This window comes from Cellulomonas carbonis, assembly GCF_014636275.1.
In the GTDB taxonomy this organism is placed as follows: domain Bacteria; phylum Actinomycetota; class Actinomycetes; order Actinomycetales; family Cellulomonadaceae; genus Actinotalea; species Actinotalea carbonis.
In genome coordinates this window covers 1-20,776 of the sequence record NZ_BMEB01000007.1, presented here as the reverse complement: position 1 = coordinate 20,776, position 20,776 = coordinate 1, and the positions used below count along the sequence as shown (strand labels likewise).

The following is a 20,776-nucleotide window of genomic DNA, read 5'->3' as shown; positions in this document are numbered from 1 at the left end:
TGTGTCGATCCGCGCCGCGACCATTCGTCTGAGTGGGTGAGGGCGGCACCGGGCCGCCCCGGAGCCGGAGGTGCACCATGACCCAGTACGTGCTGTCCCTGTGGGAGCCCGTCGGTCCTCCCCCGCCGCCGGAGCTCCTCGAGCCGGTCATGGTCGAGGTGGGACGCATCGACCAGGACATGCGTGACGAGGGCGTGTGGGTGTTCGCGGCCGGCCTGCACGGCCCGGGCTCGTCGACCGTCCTGCGGTCCGACGGCGACGAGGTCCTCACCGTCGACGGCCCGTACGTCGAGGCCAAGGAGCACCTCGGCGGGTTCTCGGTGGTCGTCGTCGAGGACGTCGACGCGGTGCTCGAGTGGGGCCGTCGCCTGACCCGCGCGACGGGACTGCCGATCGAGGTGCGACCCGTGCGGCACGGGGGGCGCTGACCGTGCTCGCGGGCCCCGACGACGTCGCCGACGTCTACCGGCGCGAGTACGGCCGCGCCGTGTCGGTGCTCGCGCGGAGCCTGCGCGACCTCGACGCCGCCGAGGAGGCCGTGCAGGAGGCGTTCGCCGAGGCGGCCCGCACGTGGCCGGTCACGGGCCTGCCGCCCAGCCCTGCCGGGTGGGTCCTGACCACGGCACGACGCCGCGCCGTCGACCGGCTGCGCCGCGAGGGCACGCGCGGGGTGCGTGAGCACCGCGCCGTCCTCGAGGGTCTGGTCGGCGGCGCGGTGACCGCGAGCGCCGAGGAGGTCGTGATGTCCGGGCTGCCCGTCGACGAGCACCTGCCCGACGACCGCCTGCGCCTGGTCTTCACGGCGTGCCACCCCGCGCTCGCGCTGCCGTCGCGCGTCGCCCTGACGCTCCGGCTGCTGGGCGGGCTCACGACGGCGGAGATCGCGCACGCGTTCGGCGTCCCCGAGGCGACGACGGCGCAGCGCATCGTGCGCGCCAAGGCGAAGATCCGCGACGCGGGGATCCCCTACCGCGTGCCCGGGCCCGCCGAGCTGCCCGACCGCCTCGCGGGCGTGCTCGCCGTCGTCCACGTCGTCTTCACCGAGGGGCACACGGCGACGGCAGGCCCCGAGCTCGGCCGGGTCGACCTCGCGACGGAGGCCGTGCGCCTCGGGCGGCTCCTGGCGCGGCTCATGCCCGACGAGCCCGAGGTGCTCGGCCTGCTCGCGCTGATGCTGCTGGCCGAGTCGCGCCGTCCCGCGCGGACCGACGACGACGGCCGGATCGTGCTGCTCGCCGACCAGGACCGCAGCCGGTGGGACGAGGCGCTCGCGTGGGAGGGGCGCACGCTCGTGCGGCGCTGCCTGCGTCTGGGCAGGCCGGGTCCGTACCAGCTGCAGGCGGCGATCGCGGCGGTGCACTCCGACGCGCCGTCGGCGGACCGCACGGACTGGCCGCAGGTCGTCGCGCTGTACGACCACCTGCACGCGCTGACGCCCACGCCGTTCGTCGCCCTCAACCGTGCCGTCGCGGTCGCGGAGGTCGACGGTCCGGCCGCCGGGCTCGCGCTCGTCGACGCGATCCCGCTCGAGCGCAACCACCTGTGGCACGCCGTCCGCGCCGACCTGCTGCGGCGCCTGGGCCGCGACGACGACGCGGCCGCCGCCTACGCCGCGGCGATCGAGCGGACCGGCAACGACCGCGAGCGCGCGTTCCTGACGGGCCGGCTGGGGGCCCTGGGCGCGGCGCGAGCACCCCGCGGGCAGGCCTGACCGCACAGCGCCCACCCGCGCGCGCCCTCCCCGCTCCGACGGGCCGGCGGTGGCCTGGGTGGCCTGTTGCGAGCGCCTCTGCGCGCGGCGAGCATCGGCGGATGAGCGACCGCGCGAGGGACCACGACGTCGTCGTCTTCGGAGCCTCGGGGTTCGTCGGCGCACTGGTCGCCGAGCACCTCGCGCACCACGCCCCGCCCGGCACGCGCGTCGCGCTCGCGGGCCGGTCCCGCGAGCGGCTCGAGCGCGTGCGAGCCGGGCTGCCCGGACCCGCGAGCACGTGGCCCGTCGTCGTCGCCGACGCGGGCGACCCGGTCTCGCTCGCCGCGCTGGCCGCGTCCACGCGCGTCGTCGTCAGCACCGTGGGCCCGTACCTGCGGCACGGGATGCCCGTGGTCGAGGCCTGCGCGCGCGCCGGGACGCACTACGCCGACCTCACCGGCGAGGCGCCGTTCGTGCGGGCGGTGGTCGACCGGTTCGACGACGTGGCGCGGTCGACCGGCGCGCGGCTCGTGCACGCGTGCGGGTACGACTCGGTCCCGTCCGACCTCGCGGTCCTCACGCTGCACCGCCGGGTCGTGGCCGACGACGCCGGCGCGCTCGCGCACGTGCGCCTGGTCGCGCGGGCCCGCGGCGGCGTCAGCGGCGGGACGCTCGCGACGATGCGCGGCGTCGTCGAGCTCGCCGCGAGCGACCCGGCAGCGCGACGGCTGCTCGCCGACCCCTTCTCGCTGAGCCCCGACCGGGCCACCGAGCCCGACGTCCCCCAGCCGCCCGACGCACCCGCACCCGGCAGGGCCGTCGACGGCGGGTGGGTCACGGCGTTCCCGATGGCGTCGTTCAACTCGCGCGTCGTCCGCCGGTCCAACGCGCTCCTGGGCTGGGCGTACGGCCGGACGCTCCGCTACGGCGAGGTCATGGCCGCCGGACGCGGCGCCCGGGGTGCCGCACGCGCGCTCGGCATCACGGCCGGGCTCGGCCTCGCGGCCGCCGCGTTCGCCCTGCCGCCGACGCGCGCCCTGCTCGACCGCGTGCTCCCCGAGCCCGGCACCGGACCCGACGAGCAGACCCGCCGCGACGGCTGGTTCCGCATGGACGTGCACGCCACGACGACGACCGGGAGGCACTACCGCGCGGTGGCCGCCGGCAGCGGGGACCCGGGCTACGCCGCGACCGCGGTGATGATCGGCGAGGCGGCTCTCGCCCTCGCGCACGACGACGACCGCCTGCCCGACCGGGCGGGCTCGCTCACGCCCGCGACCGGGCTCGGCGACGTCCTCGTGGACCGCCTGCGGGCGGCGGGGCACACGTACCTCGCGTCGCCGCGCTGAGCCCGACGCGTCCGGTTCACCCGCGCCGCAGGTCCAGCCGGTCGACGTAGTCGAGGTAGCGCGCGTAGCGGCGCTCGAAGTGCGCCACGGCGTCGTCGTCGGGGGTGAAGACGGTCCACGTCCGGTCGAGGGCCGCCGCGCCCTCCGCCGCCGAGCCGAACACACCCGCCCCCACGCCCGCGATCACGGCCACCCCCACGGCGCCGAGCTCCTGCGAGGACGACACCTCGACGGGCCGTCGCGTCGTGTCCGCGAACCGCTGGGCCCACGCCGCGCTGCGGGCCGCGCCGCCCGAGAGCCGCAGCGGCAGCGCGTCGCTGCGCGGGGACAGGCGGTCGACGTGGCGTCGGTGCTCGAGGCACACGCCCTCGACGACGGCGCCGAGCAGGGCCGTCTCGTCGTTCCACGACGAGAGGCCGAGCCATGCCCCGCGCGCCTGCGGGTCGTCCCTGCTGCCGTCGAGGAACGGGAGGAAGAACGGGTCGTCGTCCTGAGGTGCGCGGGCCGCGACGCGGCGCAGAGCCAGCTCGAAGACGTCGCTGCCCGAGCGCTCCGCCTGGGGACGCAGGCCGGTCGTGACCTGGTCCACCGCCCACGCGAGCGTGCTCGCCGACGTCGCGCTCGCCTCGATCAGCAGCGCCGCGCCGGGCGTCGCGGCGGTGCACGCGGCGAACGGGGCGGCCGCGGCGCTGAGGCGCTGGGCCGGGACCATCTCCTCGTCCGGCACGAGCAGCTGGTTCACGCTCCAGGTGCCCGCCGCCACGCACAGGCTGCGGCTGTCGAGGACTCCCGAGCCGAGGTGGAGCGCCACGTTGTCCACCAGCCCGCCGACGACGGGTGTCCCGACCGGCAGGCCCGTCACCTCCGCCGCCTCCGGTGTGACCTCCCCGACGACGGCGTCGGAACCGAGGACCTCCGGGACGAGGTCTCCGTACGCCTCGAGGCCCAGCGCCAGCAGGACATCGGTCGAGGTCTCGCCGGCCGCGTTGTCGTACAGGCCGCTGCAGCTCGCGTCGGTGCGCTCGGTCGCGACCCGGCCGGTGAGCTGCGCGCGGATGAAGTCCTTGCACATGAGAGCGGCGGCCGAGCGCGCGACGACCGACGGCTCGTTCCGCGCCAGCCAGGCCAGCACCGGCCCGGGCTGACCGGGCCACAGCCGGTTCCACGTGACCGGGCGGAGCCGCTCCTCGACACCGTCGGCGATCCACGCGGCCACGAGGTCCGCGGCGCGCGTGTCCGACGCCATGACGGCGGGCCGCGTCGGCTGGCCCTTCCGGTCGACCAGGTACAGGCCGTTGCCGTGCCCCGTGACGCCGACCGCGGTGATCCGGGCGCCCGCCGGCAACGCCGAGACGACCTCGTGGACGAGGTCGGCCACCTGGAACCACACCGCGAGCGGCTCGCGCTCGTTGTGGCCGGGCGCGGGGTGCTGCGGGGGTACGGCGCGCCCACGGGTGACGCCCGTGCCGGTCCCGAGGTCGAACGCGGTGGCCTTCGCGAAGGAGCCCCCGACGTCGATGCCGAGGATCACGTCGGCGCTCATCCCACGGGCGCGGCGGGCTCGAGGTGCGGCTGACGGGCGCGAGGCGTGCCGTGCACGACCTGGCGCAGGCGTGCCGACACGTCGGCGCTGTCGCTTCGCTGCCAGACGTTCCGTCCGTAGATGACGCCGGTCGCACCCGCGGCGATGCCGTCGCGCGTGAAGTCCAGGAGCTCGTCGACGCCGACCTGCGGCCCGCCGAGCACGAACACGGGCACCGGGCAGCTCTGGACGACGGTGCGCATCGCCTCGACCGACCCGACGTACTCGGTCTTGACCGCGTCGGCGCCGAGCTCCGCCGCGATCCTCGCGGCCGTCGCCACCTCGAGCCGGTCCCGCGGGTCCGTCGCCTCGGCGCCCCACGGCACCGCCTCGACGATGAGGGGCAGGCCCACCCGGCGGGCCTCCTCGGCCACCTGCCCGACGGCGGCCAGGTTGTCCGCCCACGCGTCCTTGTCGCGGTAGCCGAGCGTGTGGAACATCACGACGGCGTCCGCACCGAGGCTCGCGGCCTCCTCGACGGAGGCGATCAGGCGGAAGGACTCGCCGCGTCCCCGGTCGGCGGGTCCCACGAACGGGAAGTCGATGCGGCACACGACCGACGGTGCGCCGCGGTGGGCGAGCAGGTGGCCGTGCTGCTTGAGCAGCCCCGGGCTGAGGAGGATCGCGTCGGCGCCGTGGGCGGCGATCGCGGCGATCGTGCGGCCGCTGTCCTCGGCGTAGGGCTCGGGCCCCATCGCGAGCGTGCGGTCGAACGCCACCATGAACGATCGGCGCGACTGCCCGTCGAGCAGGCGGCCGAGGCGGAACGAGGAACCGGACATGCGGGTCTCTCCATGCGGTGTGGTGGACGGAGGGTGGACTGGTCGAGGGCGGGTCACGTCGCCAGCAGGGCCTCCCCGACGGCCTCGTCGGTGACGAGCACGTCGAGGTAGCGGCCCCGCAGTGCCCCGGCGATCGCCTCGGTCTTCTCGACGCCGCCCGCGACGCCGATGACGTTCGGCAGGGCCCGGAGCTCGTCGAGCGTCATGCCGATCCGCCGGTCGGAGGCCGCCTCGCGGATGACCGCGCCGTCGCGGTCGAACCACGCGCCGAGCATGTCGCCCACGCCTCCCATCTCGCGGAAGGCCCTGACCTGGTCGTCGGTGAAGAGGCCGGACCGGATCGAGGAGACCGGCGGCCGGGCCGCGCCGATGCCCGTGAGCGTCGCGACCGCCGTCGCCGCGAGCGCGAGCACCGACGTGACCGACCCGTCCTGGCGCAGCGCGGCGGCGATCTCGGCCGACGACGCGACGAGCGGCGCCGGGATGAGGCGCAGGTGCTCGTTGACGCCGTTGGTGTTCCGCGCCATGACCTCGCGCGTGTAGGCGTCGATCCCGCCGGCGACGCCGGCGATCGTGACGCCCTGGAGCGCGTCCCGGTCCAGGGCGAAGAGGACCCGCGTGACCGTGTCGCCCCAGCCGACGCCGATGACGGCCCCGGGGCGCAGGTACCGCTTGACGTACTCGGCGGCCGCGTCGGCGAGCCGCTGGTTGACCCGCGTGTCGTGCCCCGTGTCGGAGATCCGGGGCACGACGACGGCGTCGGCGAGGCCGAACCGCTTCCTGAGGTCCTTGCTGAGCTCGAAGGCGGACAGGTGGTCCGCGCTGATCTCGAACCGCACGACGCCCTGCGCCCGCGCAGCGTCGAGGAGGCGGCCCACGGTGGGCCGTGACACGAAGAGCCGCTCCGCGATCTCCGCCTGGGTCAGCCCGTCCTTGTAGTACATCCACGCCGCGCGGACCACGACGCCGCGACGCTCCTCACGCTCGTCGCCGGCCCGGACGCCCACCATGGGTCACCCCGTCTCGGTCGAGGCTCCCGCCCGCCGCCCGTCCCCTGCGGCACGGACGGCGGGACGGTCGCGCGGTCAGAAGTCGAAGTCGTCGATGTTGTCGGCCGTGAACATGAGGGGCTTGTTGTACTGGACCTCGCCGTCGGCGAGCACCTCGTACGTGCCCGCCTCACCAGCGTCGATCATCTGACCCTCCTCGGCCGTGATCTCGCCCGTCACGAGCTGGTGGGCTGCGACGGTGGCGATGTACCCCAGCTCGGCCGGGTCCCACATCATGAAGGCCGTCGAGTGCCCGTCCTTGATGAAGTCGCGCACGGAGCTCGGCAGCGCGACGCCCGTCGCGAAGACCTCGCCGCTCTTGCCGGCGTTGATGATGGCCTGCTGCGCCGCGGGCGCGGAGACGGCCGAGGACGAGATGATCACCTTCAGGTCCGGGTTGGCCTGGATGAGGTTGAGCGCGAGCTCCTGGCTCTTGGTCGCGTCGTCACCGGCGAACTGGACGGTGTCGACGTAGCTGAGCGACGAGTACTTCGGGTCGGTGTCGATGAGCTCCTTCATGATCCGCACGTGCGCGGTGTGGTTCGGTGCCGTCGGCGAGGCCGAGATGAACGCCACCAGACCGCCCTCGGGAGAGTTGAGCAGGGCGGCGTCGAGCATGGTCGACGCCGCGAGCTCGTAGGAGAGCTGGTTGACGAAGAGGTCGCGCGCGTCGACGGCGGCGTCGGCGTCGTAGGTCACGACCTTGATGCCCGCGTCCCGCGCCTGCTTCAGCGCGGGTGCGACCGCGTCCCCGTCGATCGCGCTCACGACCAGGGCGTCGGGCGCCTGCGGGATCGCGTTGGTCAGCGTCGCGATCTGCTCGGTCGCCTCGGCCTTGTCGGAGCCGATGTACTCGAACTCGATCCCGAGCTCCTCGCCCGCGCGCTCGCCGCCCTCGCGGGCGACCTCGAAGTACGCGAGACCGGTGAACTTCGGGGCCATGAAGATCTTCATGTCCTCGTCGCCCGAGGCGTCCTCGCCCTGCGTCTCGCCGCCGCCCCCGGCCGCGGGTGCCGTGGGGGCCTCGGTCGAGCAGGCGGCGAGCAGGAGGCCGGCGGCAGCGGCCACGACGGTGACGACGGCGCGGCGCCGACGTCGGAGGTGTCCATTCACCAGAGTCACCTTTCGTGAGGGTCGCGGTGCGGGGTGCAGCGCGGTCGTGCGGACCCGGCTCGTACCGGGGCGGAGCTCGGTGTGCGACTAGGCGTTCCCGCTGGTCACCGCCCGGCGGGGCAGCGCGGTGGGGAACCGACGGCGCACGAGGTGCACCGCCTGCGGGAGCCCGATCGCGAGGATGAGGAGGGCGCCGATGACCAGGGTCTGGCTGGTGCCCGGCACGTTGGCGAGCTTCATGCCCGTCTGGATGGTGCCCAGGAGCACCGTGGCGAGCAGGACGCCGAGCGCCCGTCCGCTGCCGCCCTTGATCGACACGCCGCCGAGGACGACGGCGGTGAGGACGAAGAGGATCGAGCCGTCGGCGTTGTCGCCGCGTGCCGACTGGTACTGGCTCACCCACACGAGCCCGGCGAGCCCCGCCATCGCGCCGGCGAGCGCGTAGGCGATCACCCGGGTGCGCCGGACGGGGACGGCGGCCATGCGGGACGCCCCCGGGCTGCTGCCGATCGCGTAGCTGTACCGCCCGAAGGACGTCGTGCCCATGAGCACCGCGAACAGCGCGGCGACGACGAGCGCGAGGACGACGGACGACGGGACGATCCCGATCCATGACGACCCGAGCAGGAGGTACTCGGGCGTGATGCCGGTGACGCCCGCGTCCCCCGCGAGGAGGTACGCAAGACCCCGGTACGCACCGAGCGTGCCGAGGGTGACCGCGAGCGACGGGAGGCCGGCGTAGGCGACGAGCAGTCCGTTGACCGCGCCCAGGGCCGCCGTGACGGCGAGGACGACCGGCAGCGCGGCGGCGAGCGGCACGCCCTCGACCGAGAGGGTCGCGAACAGCACGCTGCCGACCGCGAGCGTCGAGGCGAGCGAGATGTCGATCTCGCCCTGCACGACGATCGGGAACAGCCCGAACGCCATCAGGGCGAAGATCACGAAGAACTGCGCCGACGAGAGCAGGTTGACGGCGTTGAGGAAGTACGGCGAGAGCGTGCTCGACCACAGCGCCGCGAGCACGATGAGCACGACGAGCAGCAGCTCGGACGAGTACCGCCGGACGAGCGTCATGCCGTCACCCCCAGCGTCCGCCGCCGGTTCCCGGCGCTCTGCACGCGTCGCTGGACCATCGCGTCGACCGCGACGGCCAGCACGATCGCCGCACCCTGGAAGAGCAGGCGGTAGAACTCCTGGACACCCAGGAGCACGAGCCCGTTGTTGATCGTCGCGAGCACGACGGCGCCGAATGCGGCGCCGTAGACGCTGCCCGAGCCACCCCAGATGCTCACGCCCCCGATCACGACGGCGGCGAGCACCTGGAGCTCGATCCCGGACGCGAGCAGCGAGTTGATGTTGCCGACCTGCGCACCGAGGAGCAGGCCGACGACGGCGGCGATCGCACCCGCACCGACGTACGCGCCGATGACGATGCGCCGGGAGCCGAGACCGTAGAAGTAGGCGGCCCTGGGGTTCGACCCGTACGCGTAGATCTGCCGGCCCCAGGGCAGGGACCGCAGCGCGAACCCCACGACGAGCACGATCCCCAGGGCGAGCCACACGTACGACGACAACCCGAACCAGCTCTCCGTCGCGAGCGTGCGGATCCACCGCGGGAGCTCGCCGCTCGTGACCTCGGTGGCGTCCGCGTAGAAGGAGACGAACCCGCGGTAGATCGACAGCGTGCCCAGCGTCGCGACGATCGACGGGATCTGCACGACCGCCACCAGGAAGCCGTTGAACGCCCCGAGCACCACTCCGACGAGGAGCGCGAGCAGCACGACCCACGGCTGCAGGACGGGCGCGCCGCTCGCGACGTCGAACACGACGTACGCGCTCAGTCCCATGATCGACCCGACGGACAGGTCGAGGTTCCCGGTCAGCACGACGAGCGTCTGGCCGGCGGCCGCGATGGCGAGGATCGCCGCGGTGAAGAGGATGCTCTGGGCGTTGTCCCACGTGAGGAAGCGCGGCGCGACCGCGGTGAAGACGACGACCAGGAGGAGCTGGAAGACGACCACCCCGACGAACCGCAGCCGCAGGGCCGCGGCACCCCCCGTCATCCCGAGCCGCTCCGCGAGGCCTGGCGGTGCCGTCGTGGCCGTCGCGGTGTCCTGCACGGTGCTCATCGCGGTGACCTCCCGGGGTTCGGGTCGGCGGGGACGCTCGCACCCTCGGCGGCTGGGCCGCCGGGCTCGTCGGCGGGCTCGTCGGCGGGCTCGTCGGCGGGCTCGACGGCGTCCGTACCGCCGGCCGCGCCGGTCGCGGCGGCGAGGATCGACTCCTGGTCGGCATCCTCGATGGGCAGGTCCGCCGCGAGCCGACCGCGCGCGATCACGAGGACGCGGTCGCTGACGGCGAGGACCTCGGGGAGGTCGGACGAGATCATGAGGATCGCCATGCGCCGACGCCGTGCCAGGTCGCGCATGATGTCGTGGACCTGCGCCTTGGTGCCGACGTCGATGCCGTGGGTCGGCTCGTCGAGGAGCAGCACCTGCGGGTCGGTGGCGAGCCAGCGTGCGATCGCGACCTTCTGCCGGTTGCCGCCCGACAGCGAGCTGACGAGGTCCCCGACCCGGCCCTTGATGCTCAGTGCGGTCCGCTGCTCGGCGGCGAGCGCCCGCTCCTGCGACGGGCGCATGAAGCCGAGGCGGCTGAGCCGCCGGATGCTCGGCAGTGCGACGTTCTCCGCGATCGTCATCGACGAGATGACCCCCTCGGCGTCGCGGTCCTCCGGCAGGTAGACGACACCGCGCTCGGCCATGGCGGCAGGGCTGCGCGGGTTGACGCGCTCGCCGTCGATCCGGACGGTGCCCACCATCCCGGGACTGAGCCCGAAGATCGCCTGGGCGATCTCCGACCGTCCGGAGCCGACGAGCCCGGCGACGCCGACGATCTCGCCCTCGCGCACCTCGAACGAGACGTCCTCGAAGACCCCCGGCACCCCGAGACCGTCGACGGCGAGCCGCGCGGGTCCGAGGGGCTCCGTCCGGGGCACCCGCTCGAGCGCGACGGAGCGGCCCACCATCAGACGGATCAGCTCGGTGTCGTCGAGCTCGTCCGCAGGGGCGGTGCGCACGTGGGCGCCGTCGCGCAGGACGGTGAGCGTGTCGGCGAGGAGCCGGACCTCCTCCATGCGGTGCGAGATCCACACGACGGTCGTGCCGAGCCGCTTGAGCCGGTCCGCGACCGCGTAGAGCTTGCGCGCCTCGCCGGGCGTGAGCGCGCTCGTGGGCTCGTCGAGGATGAGCACCTTCAGATCGGCGGAGACGGCGCGTGCGATCTCGACGAACTGGGCCTCGGCGACGGTCAGGCCCGCGACGAGCCGGTCCACGTCCAGGTCGAACCCCAGGTCGTGGAGGCGTTCACGAGCGACGCGCGACATCGCGGCGCGGTCGAGCACGGGGCCCCGGCGCGGGTACTGGCCCGTGACGATGTTCTCCGCCACGGACAGGTGCGGGAAGAGGTTCGGGTCCTGGTACACCGCGGCCACACCGGCGGCGCGCGCCTGCAGCGGGTTGCGGAACTGGACGCGCTCACCGTCGAGCTCGACGTGTCCGGCGGTCGGCTCGAGGAGCCCCGTGATGATCCCGACGAGCGTCGACTTCCCTGCGCCGTTCTCACCGACGAGCGCGTGGATCTCACCGGGGGCGAAGTCGAACGAGACGTCGTCGAGCGCGCGGACCGCCTCGAAGTGCTTGCTCACGCCGGCGATGCGCAGCCTGGGCGTCGGGGACCCGACCGTGGTCGGCCCGCCGCGGGGAGCGTCCATCGTCACCCCTCCATGGGCGCCGGCCCCCTCGCCGCGCCCGCTGTCGTCGTTGACGTCTCGCACGCTACGAGCCGCCTCGGGGCACGGCAAGCAAACGCTCAGGACGTGAGCGGATGCTCACATCGGCGATTCGCGCTTGCTCTGTGTACGCACACGTATGCGTATACTCGTGACTGTGCCTACGATGGCCTCATGCCGAACAAGACGATCTACGTCTCCGACGCCGACCTGCCCGTGTTCCAGCGCGCGCAGGAGCTCACCGGGGGCAACCTCTCGGCGGCCATCTCCAAGGCGCTGCGTCGGCTGGTCGAGGTCGAGGAGGGACGCCTCCAGGGCTTCGACGAGATCGCCGTCCGCGTCGGCGTCGGACGGCGGAAGGTCCAGCGGTTCCAGGGCGTCGAGCTCGTCGACTGGCACCGCTCGACCAAGGACGGCGACGAGCGGTACCGGGTCTACCGGACCCGCACCGGCCGGTTCGCCGTCCACCTCGAGCGGCCCAAGGGCTTCGTCTGGTCGGCCGGCAAGGAAGGTGAGCTGACGGGCTGGCGCAAGCACCTCAGCTCGGACCAGCAGTGGGGTGAGGTCCCGGCATCGGCGGCCCTCACCGTCTTCGAGACGTTCGACGAGCTCCGGGCGGCCGTCCCGGCCGAGCTCGCATCCCTGGTGGAGGCCTACGCCACCGAACCCGAGGTCGAGGACCTCGACATCTGACGCTCCCGGCGCCGCCGGGAGTCCCCCGGCTACGCGCGAGGAGCGACCATGCCCGCAACCAGGCCCTCCGGGCCCGACCCCACCCCGGCGATCGAGGTCGTCGGGCTCCACAAGCGGTACGGCGACCAGATTGTGCTCGCCGACCTCGACCTCTCCGTCCCCGTCGGCTCGGTGACGGCGCTGCTCGGCCCCAACGGGGCCGGCAAGACGACGACCGTCTCGATCCTCTCGACGCTCCTGCCGGCCGACGGCGGCACGGCACGGGTCCTCGGGCACGACGTCGCCCGGGAGCCCCAGGCGGTGCGACGCCTCATCGGCGTGACCGGCCAGCTCTCCGCGGTGGACCCCCTGCTCACGGTCGTCGAGAACCTCCGGCTCATGGCCGACCTCGTCCACCTGCCCCGGGCCGAGGGGCGCCGCCGCGCCGCCGGGCTCGTCGAGCGCTTCGGCCTCGGTGACGCCGCCCGCAAGCCCGCCCAGCAGCTCTCGGGCGGCATGACACGCAAGCTGGACCTCGCCATGACGCTCGTCGGGGACCCGCGCGTGGTCTTCCTCGACGAGCCGACCACAGGCCTCGACCCCCGTGCGCGCCGCGACCTGTGGGAGCAGGTGCGCACCCTCGTCGGGCACGGCACGACGGTCCTCCTCACGACGCAGTACCTCGACGAGGCCGACCAGCTGGCCGACCGCGTCGCCGTCCTGCACGAGGGCCGGCTCGTCGCGCACGACACGCCCGCCGGGCTGAAGGCCGCGCACGACGCGGGCTCGCTCGACGACGTCTTCCTCGCCCTCACCGCTCCGGGCGCCCCGTCCGGAGCCGACTCGAAGGAGGTGGCGTGATGACCGCCGCCGTCGGCCCTGTCGTGCCCGTCGCCGCCGCGCCCCGGCCGACGCAGGACCTCGTCACGATGACGCGCAGGAGCCTGCTGCACATGGCCCGCTACCCGTCGCTGACGGGCGTGGTCGTCGGCATGCCGGTCGTGCTGCTGCTGCTGTTCGTCTACGTCTTCGGCGGGGCCTTCGGGGCAGGCGTCGCCGAGGGCGTCGCCCCGGGTGCCGCCGGGCGGGCCGCCTACCTGGACTACATCGCGCCGACCATGCTCGTCATGACGGCGACCGCCGTCGCGCAGGCCACCGCGATCAGCGTCGCGATGGACATGACCGGCGGCATCGTCACGCGGCTGCGGACCATGCCCGTCGCACCCGTGGCCGTGCTCGGCGGCCACGTCGTCGGCGCGGTGGTGCAGACGCTCGTCGCGACGGCCGCGGTGCTCGGCGTCGCGGTGCTCCTCGGGTTCCGCCCCGAGGCCGGCGTCGGCGAGTGGCTCGCGCTGGTCGGCTTCTTCACGCTCCTCACGCTCGCGCTGACGTGGGTCACGGTCGGGATGGGCGTCGCGGCACGCAGCGTCGAGTCGGCGTCGAACACGCCGATGATCTTCCTGCTGCTGCCCTTCCTGGGCAGCGGGTTCGTGCCCGTCGACACGATGCCGACCGCGGTGCGGGTCTTCGCCGAGCACCAGCCGTTCACGCCGGTCATCGAGACCCTGCGCGGGCTGCTCGGCGGGGGCGACCTCGCGGCCGGGACGGCGTGGACGGCGGTCGCCTGGTGCGTGGGACTGGCGCTGCTCGGCTGGTGGTGGGCCCGCGCGACCTACCGGCGACCGCGCGCCTGACCGCGCGCCTGACCGCGTGACGCGACCCCGGCGTTCCCCCGGAGGGGACGAGCGCCGGGGTCGTCGGCGCGACGGCAGCGTTCCCCAGATCACCGCTGCGCGGGCACCCCGACCGCGCGGCCCACCCACGCGACGACGAGCCGGAGGACTCGCTCGTCGACGGGCTGCCGGACCTCCTTGCGGTAGCCCGCGAGCGACGCGGCCCCCGCCTGCGGCCGGAGGATGTGCGAGACGTCGGGCACCTCGTGCACCTCGACCGGGCCGCGCACGGTGCTCGCGATCACCTCGAGGTCCGACGGCCGCACCTGGAGGTCCTTCGACCCCGTCACGGCGAGCACGGGCACGGTGAGCCGCGCCAGGTCGACGCGGGGGTCGTACGACATGAACTCGCGGTGCCAGCGGGCGTTGAGCCGCTGACCCCCGATCCGCGCGACGTCCGTCGTCGTCCGCGCGATCTGCCGGCGGTTGCGCTCGGTCCTCGCCACGAGGTCCACCCGCAGCACCGACAGCACCCGCCTCAGCCACCCGGGCATCGACGCGACGACGTTGCCCGTCTGCCAGCGCAGCAGCTCCTCGCCCGGCGTCGCGGAGGCGCTCAGCAGCGCCACCCCCGCGAGCCCCTCGACCTCCGCGGCGAGGCGAGCGGCGTGGATCGCCCCCTCCGAGTGGCCGACGACGACGACGTGCGACGCGTCGACCTCGGGCCGTCCGCGCAGCACCTCGAGGGCGGCACGAGCGTCCTGGGTGCTGGCGTCGAGACCGACCCTCATCCAGTCGCCGGGGCTCGCGCCGACCCCGCGCTTGTCGTACGCCATGACGACGAGCCCTGCCTCGGCGAGCGCGCGCCGCAGGGCGCCCGTGATGTCGAGCGGCAGGCGCTTGTGGTTCGAGTCGCGGTCGACCGGGCCCGAGCCGGGAAGCACGAGGACGGCGGGGAACGGGCCGTCGCCCGCCGGGACGGCGAGGCTCGCGGCGAGCGTGTGCCCATCCGACGTGAAGGTCAGGTCGGTGATGGTCATGGCGGTGTCTCCTGGGGTGGCTCTGAGGCGGCGCGGGTGGGGTCGGTCGGCGGTCAGCGTCACCGGCCGCCGGCGGTGAGCCGCGCGGCGACCTGCTCGGGCTGGGTCGAGACGGTGGGCACGCACCCACTATTCCCACAAGTGAGAATGTTGTCAATCATGCGTATGGTTGGGTCCGTGACCACGCTCAGGCCTGCCGACGTCGTCCTCCATCCCGTGCGCCTGCGGATCGTCCAGGCGTTCCTCGGCGACCGCGCTCTGACGACGGGTGAGCTGCGCGCCGCGCTCCCCGACGTCGCGACGGCGACGCTCTACCGCCAGGTCGCGGCGATGGTCGACGGCGGCGTGCTCGAGGTCGCCGACGAGCGGCGCGTGCGCGGCGCGGTGGAGCGCACGTACCGCCTGCGGGCCGGTGCCGCGTACGTCGACGCGGACGCCGCGGCCACGATGAGCCTCGACGACCACCGCAGGGCGTTCCTCACCTTCGTCGCGGGGCTCGTCGGCGACCTCGACCGCTACCTCGACGCAGACGACGTCGACCTGGCGCGCGACGGCGTCGGGTACCGCCAGCACGCGCTCTACCTCACCGACGACGAGCTCGCCGACCTGGTCGCGGACCTGCGCGCCGTGATCCTCCCGCGGCTCGAGCACCGGCCCGACGGCGCCCGGACGCGCCGGCTCTTCTCGACCGTCCTGGTCCCGGCCGGCGACGACGACCCGTCCCGGGCCGCCCCACCGGGCGGAGCGGGGGCCACGGCAGGCTCCTGAACCTCGTCTGCGCGCGAGCGGCGCGACGGCGCTGCACGGCGCACCACGGCGGGGTCGGGGCCGTGTCGGAGCACCGCCCTACTGTCGTGACATCGCACCCCGAGGGACGGAGAGACCATGGAGATCGTGCTCGTCGGTGGGCTGTGGCTCGACGCGTCGGCGTGGGACGCCGTCGTCGGACCGCTCGAGGCGCAGGGGCACCGCCCGGTGCCCGTCGCGCTGCCCGGCCAGGGTGACGGCGACGCGGCCGCGACGCTGGACGACCAGGTCGCGGCCGTGGTCCGCGCGGTCGACGGTGCCGAGGCCCCTGTGTGGGTCGTCGGCCACTCGGCCGCGGCGACCCTCGCGTGGCTCGCGGCCGACGCGCGGCCGGACCGGGTCGCGGGCGTCGCGCTGATCGGCGGCGTGCCGACCGCGGACGGCGAGCGCTACGCGGAGTTCTTCCCGGTGCGGGACGGCGCCATGGCCTTCCCGGGCTGGGAGCCGTTCGAGGGCCCCGACTCGGACGACCTGGACGACGACGCCCGGGCCGCCTTCGAGCGCGATGCGATCCCCGTCCCCGAGGGCGTCGCGCACGGCCTTGTCCGCTACACGGACGAGCGGCGGTACGACGTCCCGGTCGTCGTCGTGTGCCCCGAGTTCTCGCCCGAGCAGGCACGTGCGTGGGTCGACGGCGGCGACGTCCCCGAGCTCCAGCGCGCGACCGTCACGTACGTCGACCTCGACTCGGGCCACTGGCCGATGGTCAGCGCACCCGCGGAGCTCGCGCGCGTGCTGGCGCAGGTCGTGGGATGAGCCCGGGGATGGGCCCGGGGATGGGCCCGCCCGAGGCCTCTCCCGAGGAGTACTCGGTCCGCCTGCTCGACGCGTCGACGTGGGACGTCTTCGCCGAGCTCGTCGAGCGCAACAACGGGATCTTCGGCGGGTGCTGGTGCCTCGGCTGGCACCCGGAGGGGCGCGAGCGCGGCATCAGCCGCCGGGAGGTCAAGGAGGAGCGCAGGGCGTCGCGCGGATCGCGGTCGGCGCCGCGCTCGACGAGATCGCGCGCCAGGGCGGGGGCCTGGTCGAGGCGATCTCGGAGGTGACGGAGGGTCGCGTCGCCCACGGCCGGTTCCTCTTCACCGGCACGGTCGAGCTGTTCGACGACCACGGGTTCGACCGGGTGAGGCAGGTCGGCAAGCACGCGTGGATCGTGAGCCGCACGGTCGACCCCGAACGCTGACGGCCGGCGTCAGTCCGCCGGCGGGAGGCCAGCGGCGGTCTCCGGGTCGACCGCGTGACCCGCGCCCTCGCGGTGCAGCAGCACCTCGGCCGCGTGCTCGGCCAGCGCGACACCGGCCGACCCGTACAGGTGGAAGACCGCGTCCGCGCCGTGGCGGCGCAGCTCGGCGACGTCGTCGTCGTACCGCGCGACCGCGGCGACCTTGCCCGTGAACCCGGCCGCCTGGAGCCGCGCGAGGGCGATCAGGTTCGCGTTGTGGAACGGCATCGCGAGCACGACGACGCGCACCTGTCCCGCGCGCTCGACGCGGGCCCAGAACTCGATGTCGGTCGCGTCGGCGCGGACGACGTCGAAGCCCTGGGCCTCGAGCTCGTGCACGCGCGCCTGGTCGTGCTCGACGCCGACCACCGACAGCCCGTACTCGTCGCGCAGCCGGACGTACGTGGCGGCGCCGATCCGCCCGAGGCCGAGGACGATCGCGTCCGCCTTGCCGATGTCGACCAGGCGGTCGTCGGGGTGCAGCTGGTACGTGCTGTGGTGCGGCAGGAGCCGGACCATGCGCGTCGCGAGCTCGACGCCGCGCCGGTTGATGAGCGCCGACACCGCGAAGCTCATCGCGACCGAGAGCGAGACGACGACGACCCACCGCTCGTCCATGAGCCCGGACGACGCGCCGACGGCCGCGACGATGATGCCGAACTCGGAGAAGTTCGCCAGGACGAGCCCCGCGAGGAACGCGGTGCGGCGCCGCAGCCGCATGGCCCACAGCAGCACGGCGTAGAACCCGACCTGGAACGGGAGGACGGCGAGCAGCAGCAGCGCGAGCAGCAGCTCGTCCGGGCCCGGGCGCCCGTGCAGCCCGATCTGGAGGAAGAACGCCACGAGCATGAGGTCCTTGAAGGTCATCAGGGACCGCGACAGCTCGGACGCGCTCGGGTGCTTCGCGAGCAGCACGCCCATCACCAGCGCGCCGAGCTCGCCGTGCACGCCCACCGCCTCGAACACCCCCCAGCCGAGCCCGACCGCGACCGTGACCCCGAACAGCGCCTGGAGCTCGCCGTGGCCGATCCGGTCCCAGATCCGGTGCAGCGGCCACGCGGCGGGCAGGAGCAGGACGAGCCCGAGCGCCCACGGGCTCGGCACCTCGCCGCCCGCGAGCGCCAGGAAGATCACCGCGACGACGTCCTGGAGCACGAGCAGGCCCACGGCGATGCGGCCGTAGAGCGAGGTCGTGTCGGACCGGTCCTCGAGCACCTTCACGACGAAGACCGTCGAGGAGAACGTCAGCGCGAACCCCACGAGGGCGAACGCCCCCACGCCCTCCTCCCCGACGAGCGTCGGGACCACGACCCCGAGCAGCCCCAGGAAGCCGACGGCGACCGCGGTCGACAGGACCAGGTGGACGGTTGTCGTGAGCCAGATCTCGCGCCGCAGGAGCGTGCGCGCGTCGAACTTCAGACCGATCGCGAAGAGCAGCAGCACCACGCCGAGGTCCGCGACCTGCTCGAGGCCGGCCGGCGCGGGCGCGCCCACGGCCCCGAGGGCGAACCCCGCTGCGAGGTACCCGACGAGCGGAGGCAGGCGCACCGCCGTGGCGAGGAGGCCGCCGACGACCGCGGCGGCGAGGTACAGGCCCAGCTCCATGCGGCCTCCCTCCCGGTGGGGGACCATTCTCGCGCGGCTCGGCGTCGCCACAAGGGCGCGGGGACTTGCCGGTTCGGCAACAGGAGTTGTCCGGCCCGCGAGCGGAGCCGCATGCTCACCCCATGGACCACGCGAGGACACCCCGGTGAGCGCGCACGCGCACGGCCAGCACGAGGGCGGAGCCCCGGACGAGATGTTCGAGCCGGCCGCGTGGGACGAGCGGTACTCGGGCGAGGGGACGGTCTGGTCGGGCCACCCCAACGCGCAGCTCGTCGCCGAGGCGTCGCGCCTGACGCCCGGCACCGCGCTCGACGTGGGGTGCGGCGAGGGCGGCGACGTCGTCTGGCTCGCGCGGCAGGGGTGGCGCGTGACGGGCGCCGACTTCTCCGCGAACGGGCTCGCCCGCGCCGCACGGCACGCCGAGGAGGCCGGCGTCGCCGACCGCGTGGACTGGTGGCAGGTCGACGCCCGCACGTTCGACGCGGCGGGCCGCACGTGGGACCTCGTGACGACGCACTTCCTGCACCCGCCGGACGGCGGCATGGTCGAGGCGACCCGACGGCTCGCGACCGCGGTCGCGCCCGGCGGGCACCTGCTCGTCGTCGGGCACGCACCGTCGGACGTCTTCACGCACCTCGCGGCGTCGCACCGCCGCGCGATGTTCGTCGCGCACGACCTCGTGCCCGCGCTGCCCGACGGGTTCGAGGCCCTCGTCGTCGAGCAGCGCCCGCGCACGACCGTGCGCGACGGCGTGACGGTGCAGATCGACGACTCGACGCTGCTCGCGCGCCGTACGACCTGACGACCGTCCCCCGTCGCGCTCGGTCGAGGTCTACGGCGTCCGCACGAGCAGGTGCTGCCGGAAGAACGCCGCGAGCTCGGCGGTGCCGTCGAGCGGGAAGACGCCCGCGACGTACTGGTCGGGCCGCACGACGACGACGCAGCCGCGCCGGTCGACCTCGCGCGCGTCGAAGACGTCCTCGGCGGGGTCGGCCGCGAAGACCTTCTCGTAGTCGACCAGCCCGAACGGGCCCGTCCTCGGCAGGAAGAGCTCGGGCACCGCCGTGACCTCGACGTCCGCGTGGCGTCGCTGGAGGACGAGCTTCACGTCGAGGACGCTGTCGCGGTCGGCCCCGGCCGGGGTGTGGGCGAGGACCGGCGAGTCGGCGTCCTCGGCCATCCACCGCGCCCAGCGGACCAGCGCCGAGCCGTCGTCGGGCGCGTCGGCGTCGGCGAACGCGTAGACGCGCCACCGGCCGTCGGCGCGGTGCTGGTGGCCCAGGTGCAGCGGGTTGGCGTCGGCGACCCGCACGACCGGGACCGACCGGAACCGCTTGCCGACCGGGAAGCCCGCCGCGAGCGCCTGGTGCACCGGCTCGGCGACGACCATCGACGGCGCGTACCGCGTCATGAACCCGAAGAGGAACTCGGTCGTCCGGACGTAGAAGTCGGCGAGGAACCCGGGGTCGAGCTCACCGGGCTTCCTCGCCATGAGGCCCGACCACTCCTTGTCGAAGTCGATGAGCGCCTGCGCGACCACCTGCCGCTCGGCGGAGTACGTGTCGAGCAGGCTCTCCGGGCTGCGGCCGGTCAGCACGTACCCGAGCTTCCAGGCGAGGTTGAAGCCGTCCTGCATCGACACGTTCATGCCCTGGCCGGCCTTCGCGCTGTGCGTGTGGCACGCGTCGCCCGCGATGAACACGCGCGGCGTCCGCGTGCCCCGCTCCTCGGGCAGCACGTCGTCGAAGCGGTCGGTGAGGCGGTGCGCGACCTCGTAGACGCTGTGCCACGCGACGTCCTTCACGTCGAGCGAGTACGGGTGCAGGATCGCGTTCGCCCTCGCCACGATCTGCTCGATCGTCGTGCTGCGGATCGCGTGGTGGTCCTCGGGCGTGACCTCGCCGAGGTCGACGTACATCCGGAACAGGTGACCGCCCTCGCGCGGGATCAGCAGGATGGTGCCGCCCGAGCCCGACTGGATCGCGCACTTGAGGCGGATGTCGGGGAAGTCGGTCACCGCGAGGACGTCCATGACGCCCCACGCGTGGAACGCCGAGTCGCCCCGCATGGTGCAGCCGATCGACTCCCGCACGCGGCTGCGCGCGCCGTCGGCGCCGAGCACGTAGCGCGCCCGCACGACCCTCTCCTCGCCCGCCCGCTCCCCCGCGGTGCGCACCAGCGTCACGGTCACGGGGTGCTCGGCGTCGTCGGTGCGCTCGAGCGAGCGGAACTCGTAGCCGTAGTCGGGCGCCATGCGGCTCGGCGAGTGCGCCATGTGCTCGGCGAAGTGGTCGAGCACGCGGGAGCCTGACCCGCTTCCCCGGACACCTGTCCTGAGGTGACGATGTCATCTCCGAGAGGAGTCCTTGTGCCTGCAGCCAAGCCGCCGGAGTTCCGGC

20 protein-coding genes and 1 pseudogene are annotated in these 20,776 nt (G+C 74.2%); 11 read left to right on the top strand and 10 right to left on the bottom strand.

The window, feature by feature from the left end:
• Positions 1–77: 77 nt before the first annotated feature.
• The 3 genes from IEV86_RS15845 (at position 78) to IEV86_RS15835 (ending at position 3,042) form a co-directional block, all read left to right on the top strand.
• Positions 78–428 (top strand): YciI family protein, encoded by a 351-nt coding sequence (locus IEV86_RS15845; RefSeq protein ID WP_188484751.1) that lies wholly within the window; start codon positions 78–80, stop codon positions 426–428.
• Positions 425–1,711 (top strand): RNA polymerase sigma factor, encoded by a 1,287-nt coding sequence (locus tag IEV86_RS15840; RefSeq protein WP_438501600.1) that lies wholly within the window; start codon positions 425–427, stop codon positions 1,709–1,711. Before IEV86_RS15845 ends, IEV86_RS15840 begins: the two co-directional genes overlap by 4 nt.
• Positions 1,712–1,812: 101 nt before the next feature.
• Positions 1,813–3,042 carry a saccharopine dehydrogenase family protein gene (locus tag IEV86_RS15835; RefSeq protein WP_043606287.1) on the top strand — a complete coding sequence of 410 codons (1,230 nt, stop codon included), beginning with the start codon at positions 1,813–1,815 and terminating at the stop codon, positions 3,040–3,042.
• 16 nt (positions 3,043–3,058) lie between these two features.
• Here IEV86_RS15835 and IEV86_RS15830 read toward each other — a convergent pair whose 3' ends face one another.
• The 7 genes from IEV86_RS15830 to IEV86_RS15800 form a co-directional block, all read right to left on the bottom strand.
• Complete coding sequence (locus tag IEV86_RS15830) at positions 3,059–4,585, bottom strand: FGGY-family carbohydrate kinase (RefSeq protein ID WP_043606284.1); 1,527 nt, start codon at positions 4,583–4,585, stop codon at positions 3,059–3,061.
• A complete protein-coding gene (locus tag IEV86_RS15825) occupies positions 4,582–5,406 on the bottom strand; it encodes a class I fructose-bisphosphate aldolase (protein ID WP_052426175.1) in 825 nt (274 codons plus the stop codon). Before IEV86_RS15825 ends, IEV86_RS15830 begins: the two co-directional genes overlap by 4 nt.
• Before the next feature lie 53 nt (positions 5,407–5,459).
• Positions 5,460–6,416 (bottom strand): sugar-binding transcriptional regulator, encoded by a 957-nt coding sequence (locus IEV86_RS15820; protein ID WP_043606281.1) that lies wholly within the window; start codon positions 6,414–6,416, stop codon positions 5,460–5,462.
• Between the two features lie 75 nt (positions 6,417–6,491).
• Positions 6,492–7,568 (bottom strand): autoinducer 2 ABC transporter substrate-binding protein, encoded by a 1,077-nt coding sequence (locus IEV86_RS15815; RefSeq protein ID WP_043606278.1) that lies wholly within the window; start codon positions 7,566–7,568, stop codon positions 6,492–6,494.
• Between the two features lie 87 nt (positions 7,569–7,655).
• Entirely contained in the window at positions 7,656–8,642 is a 987-nt protein-coding gene (locus IEV86_RS15810) for an ABC transporter permease (RefSeq protein WP_052426174.1), read from the bottom strand.
• The gene (locus IEV86_RS15805; RefSeq protein WP_052426173.1) at positions 8,639–9,697 is read right to left on the bottom strand and encodes an ABC transporter permease; all 1,059 of its coding nucleotides are present in this window, start codon (positions 9,695–9,697) and stop codon (positions 8,639–8,641) included. The genes IEV86_RS15810 and IEV86_RS15805 overlap by 4 nt, the downstream gene beginning before the upstream one ends.
• Positions 9,694–11,340 carry a sugar ABC transporter ATP-binding protein gene (locus IEV86_RS15800; protein WP_081978710.1) on the bottom strand — a complete coding sequence of 549 codons (1,647 nt, stop codon included), beginning with the start codon at positions 11,338–11,340 and terminating at the stop codon, positions 9,694–9,696. The genes IEV86_RS15805 and IEV86_RS15800 overlap by 4 nt, the downstream gene beginning before the upstream one ends.
• Before the next feature lie 192 nt (positions 11,341–11,532).
• Here IEV86_RS15800 and IEV86_RS15795 point away from each other — a divergent pair, with 192 nt between their 5' ends.
• From IEV86_RS15795 to IEV86_RS15785, 3 genes are read left to right on the top strand one after another with little or no spacing between them, the layout of a single operon-like run.
• Positions 11,533–12,051, top strand: coding sequence for an EXLDI protein (locus tag IEV86_RS15795; protein ID WP_043606276.1), 519 nt, complete (start codon positions 11,533–11,535; stop codon positions 12,049–12,051).
• Between the two features lie 48 nt (positions 12,052–12,099).
• A complete protein-coding gene (locus IEV86_RS15790; protein ID WP_052426172.1) occupies positions 12,100–12,891 on the top strand; it encodes an ABC transporter ATP-binding protein in 792 nt (263 codons plus the stop codon).
• Entirely contained in the window at positions 12,891–13,724 is an 834-nt protein-coding gene (locus IEV86_RS15785; protein ID WP_081978709.1) for an ABC transporter permease, read from the top strand. Before IEV86_RS15790 ends, IEV86_RS15785 begins: the two co-directional genes overlap by 1 nt.
• Positions 13,725–13,813: 89 nt before the next feature.
• Here IEV86_RS15785 and IEV86_RS15780 read toward each other — a convergent pair whose 3' ends face one another.
• Complete coding sequence (locus tag IEV86_RS15780) at positions 13,814–14,743, bottom strand: alpha/beta hydrolase (RefSeq protein WP_043606272.1); 930 nt, start codon at positions 14,741–14,743, stop codon at positions 13,814–13,816.
• Positions 14,744–14,920: 177 nt separating this feature from the next.
• Between IEV86_RS15780 and IEV86_RS15775 the strand changes: the two genes are divergently transcribed.
• The 4 genes from IEV86_RS15775 to IEV86_RS18020 all read left to right on the top strand — a co-directional run bounded on the left by IEV86_RS15775 (position 14,921) and on the right by IEV86_RS18020 (position 16,733).
• The gene (locus IEV86_RS15775) at positions 14,921–15,511 is read left to right on the top strand and encodes a helix-turn-helix domain-containing protein (RefSeq protein ID WP_229734696.1); all 591 of its coding nucleotides are present in this window, start codon (positions 14,921–14,923) and stop codon (positions 15,509–15,511) included.
• 117 nt (positions 15,512–15,628) lie between these two features.
• Positions 15,629–16,306 carry an alpha/beta fold hydrolase gene (locus IEV86_RS15770; RefSeq protein WP_043606265.1) on the top strand — a complete coding sequence of 226 codons (678 nt, stop codon included), beginning with the start codon at positions 15,629–15,631 and terminating at the stop codon, positions 16,304–16,306.
• Complete coding sequence (locus IEV86_RS18025; RefSeq protein WP_052426171.1) at positions 16,303–16,596, top strand: hypothetical protein; 294 nt, start codon at positions 16,303–16,305, stop codon at positions 16,594–16,596. The genes IEV86_RS15770 and IEV86_RS18025 overlap by 4 nt, the downstream gene beginning before the upstream one ends.
• Positions 16,593–16,733 carry a hypothetical protein gene (locus IEV86_RS18020; RefSeq protein WP_202595161.1) on the top strand — a complete coding sequence of 47 codons (141 nt, stop codon included), beginning with the start codon at positions 16,593–16,595 and terminating at the stop codon, positions 16,731–16,733. The genes IEV86_RS18025 and IEV86_RS18020 overlap by 4 nt, the downstream gene beginning before the upstream one ends.
• 9 nt (positions 16,734–16,742) lie before the next feature.
• Here IEV86_RS18020 and IEV86_RS15760 read toward each other — a convergent pair whose 3' ends face one another.
• Entirely contained in the window at positions 16,743–18,377 is a 1,635-nt protein-coding gene (locus tag IEV86_RS15760; RefSeq protein WP_043606261.1) for a cation:proton antiporter domain-containing protein, read from the bottom strand.
• A gap of 145 nt (positions 18,378–18,522) precedes the next feature.
• On the opposite strand from IEV86_RS15760, the gene IEV86_RS15755 reads away from it, so the two are divergent.
• Positions 18,523–19,179 carry a class I SAM-dependent methyltransferase gene (locus IEV86_RS15755; protein WP_043606258.1) on the top strand — a complete coding sequence of 219 codons (657 nt, stop codon included), beginning with the start codon at positions 18,523–18,525 and terminating at the stop codon, positions 19,177–19,179.
• Between the two features lie 30 nt (positions 19,180–19,209).
• On the opposite strand, the pseudogene IEV86_RS15750 reads toward IEV86_RS15755, so the two are convergent.
• Positions 19,210–20,682, bottom strand: a pseudogene (locus IEV86_RS15750) (FAD-dependent monooxygenase); the annotation flags it as partial.
• Between the last annotated feature and the right edge of the window lie 94 nt (positions 20,683–20,776).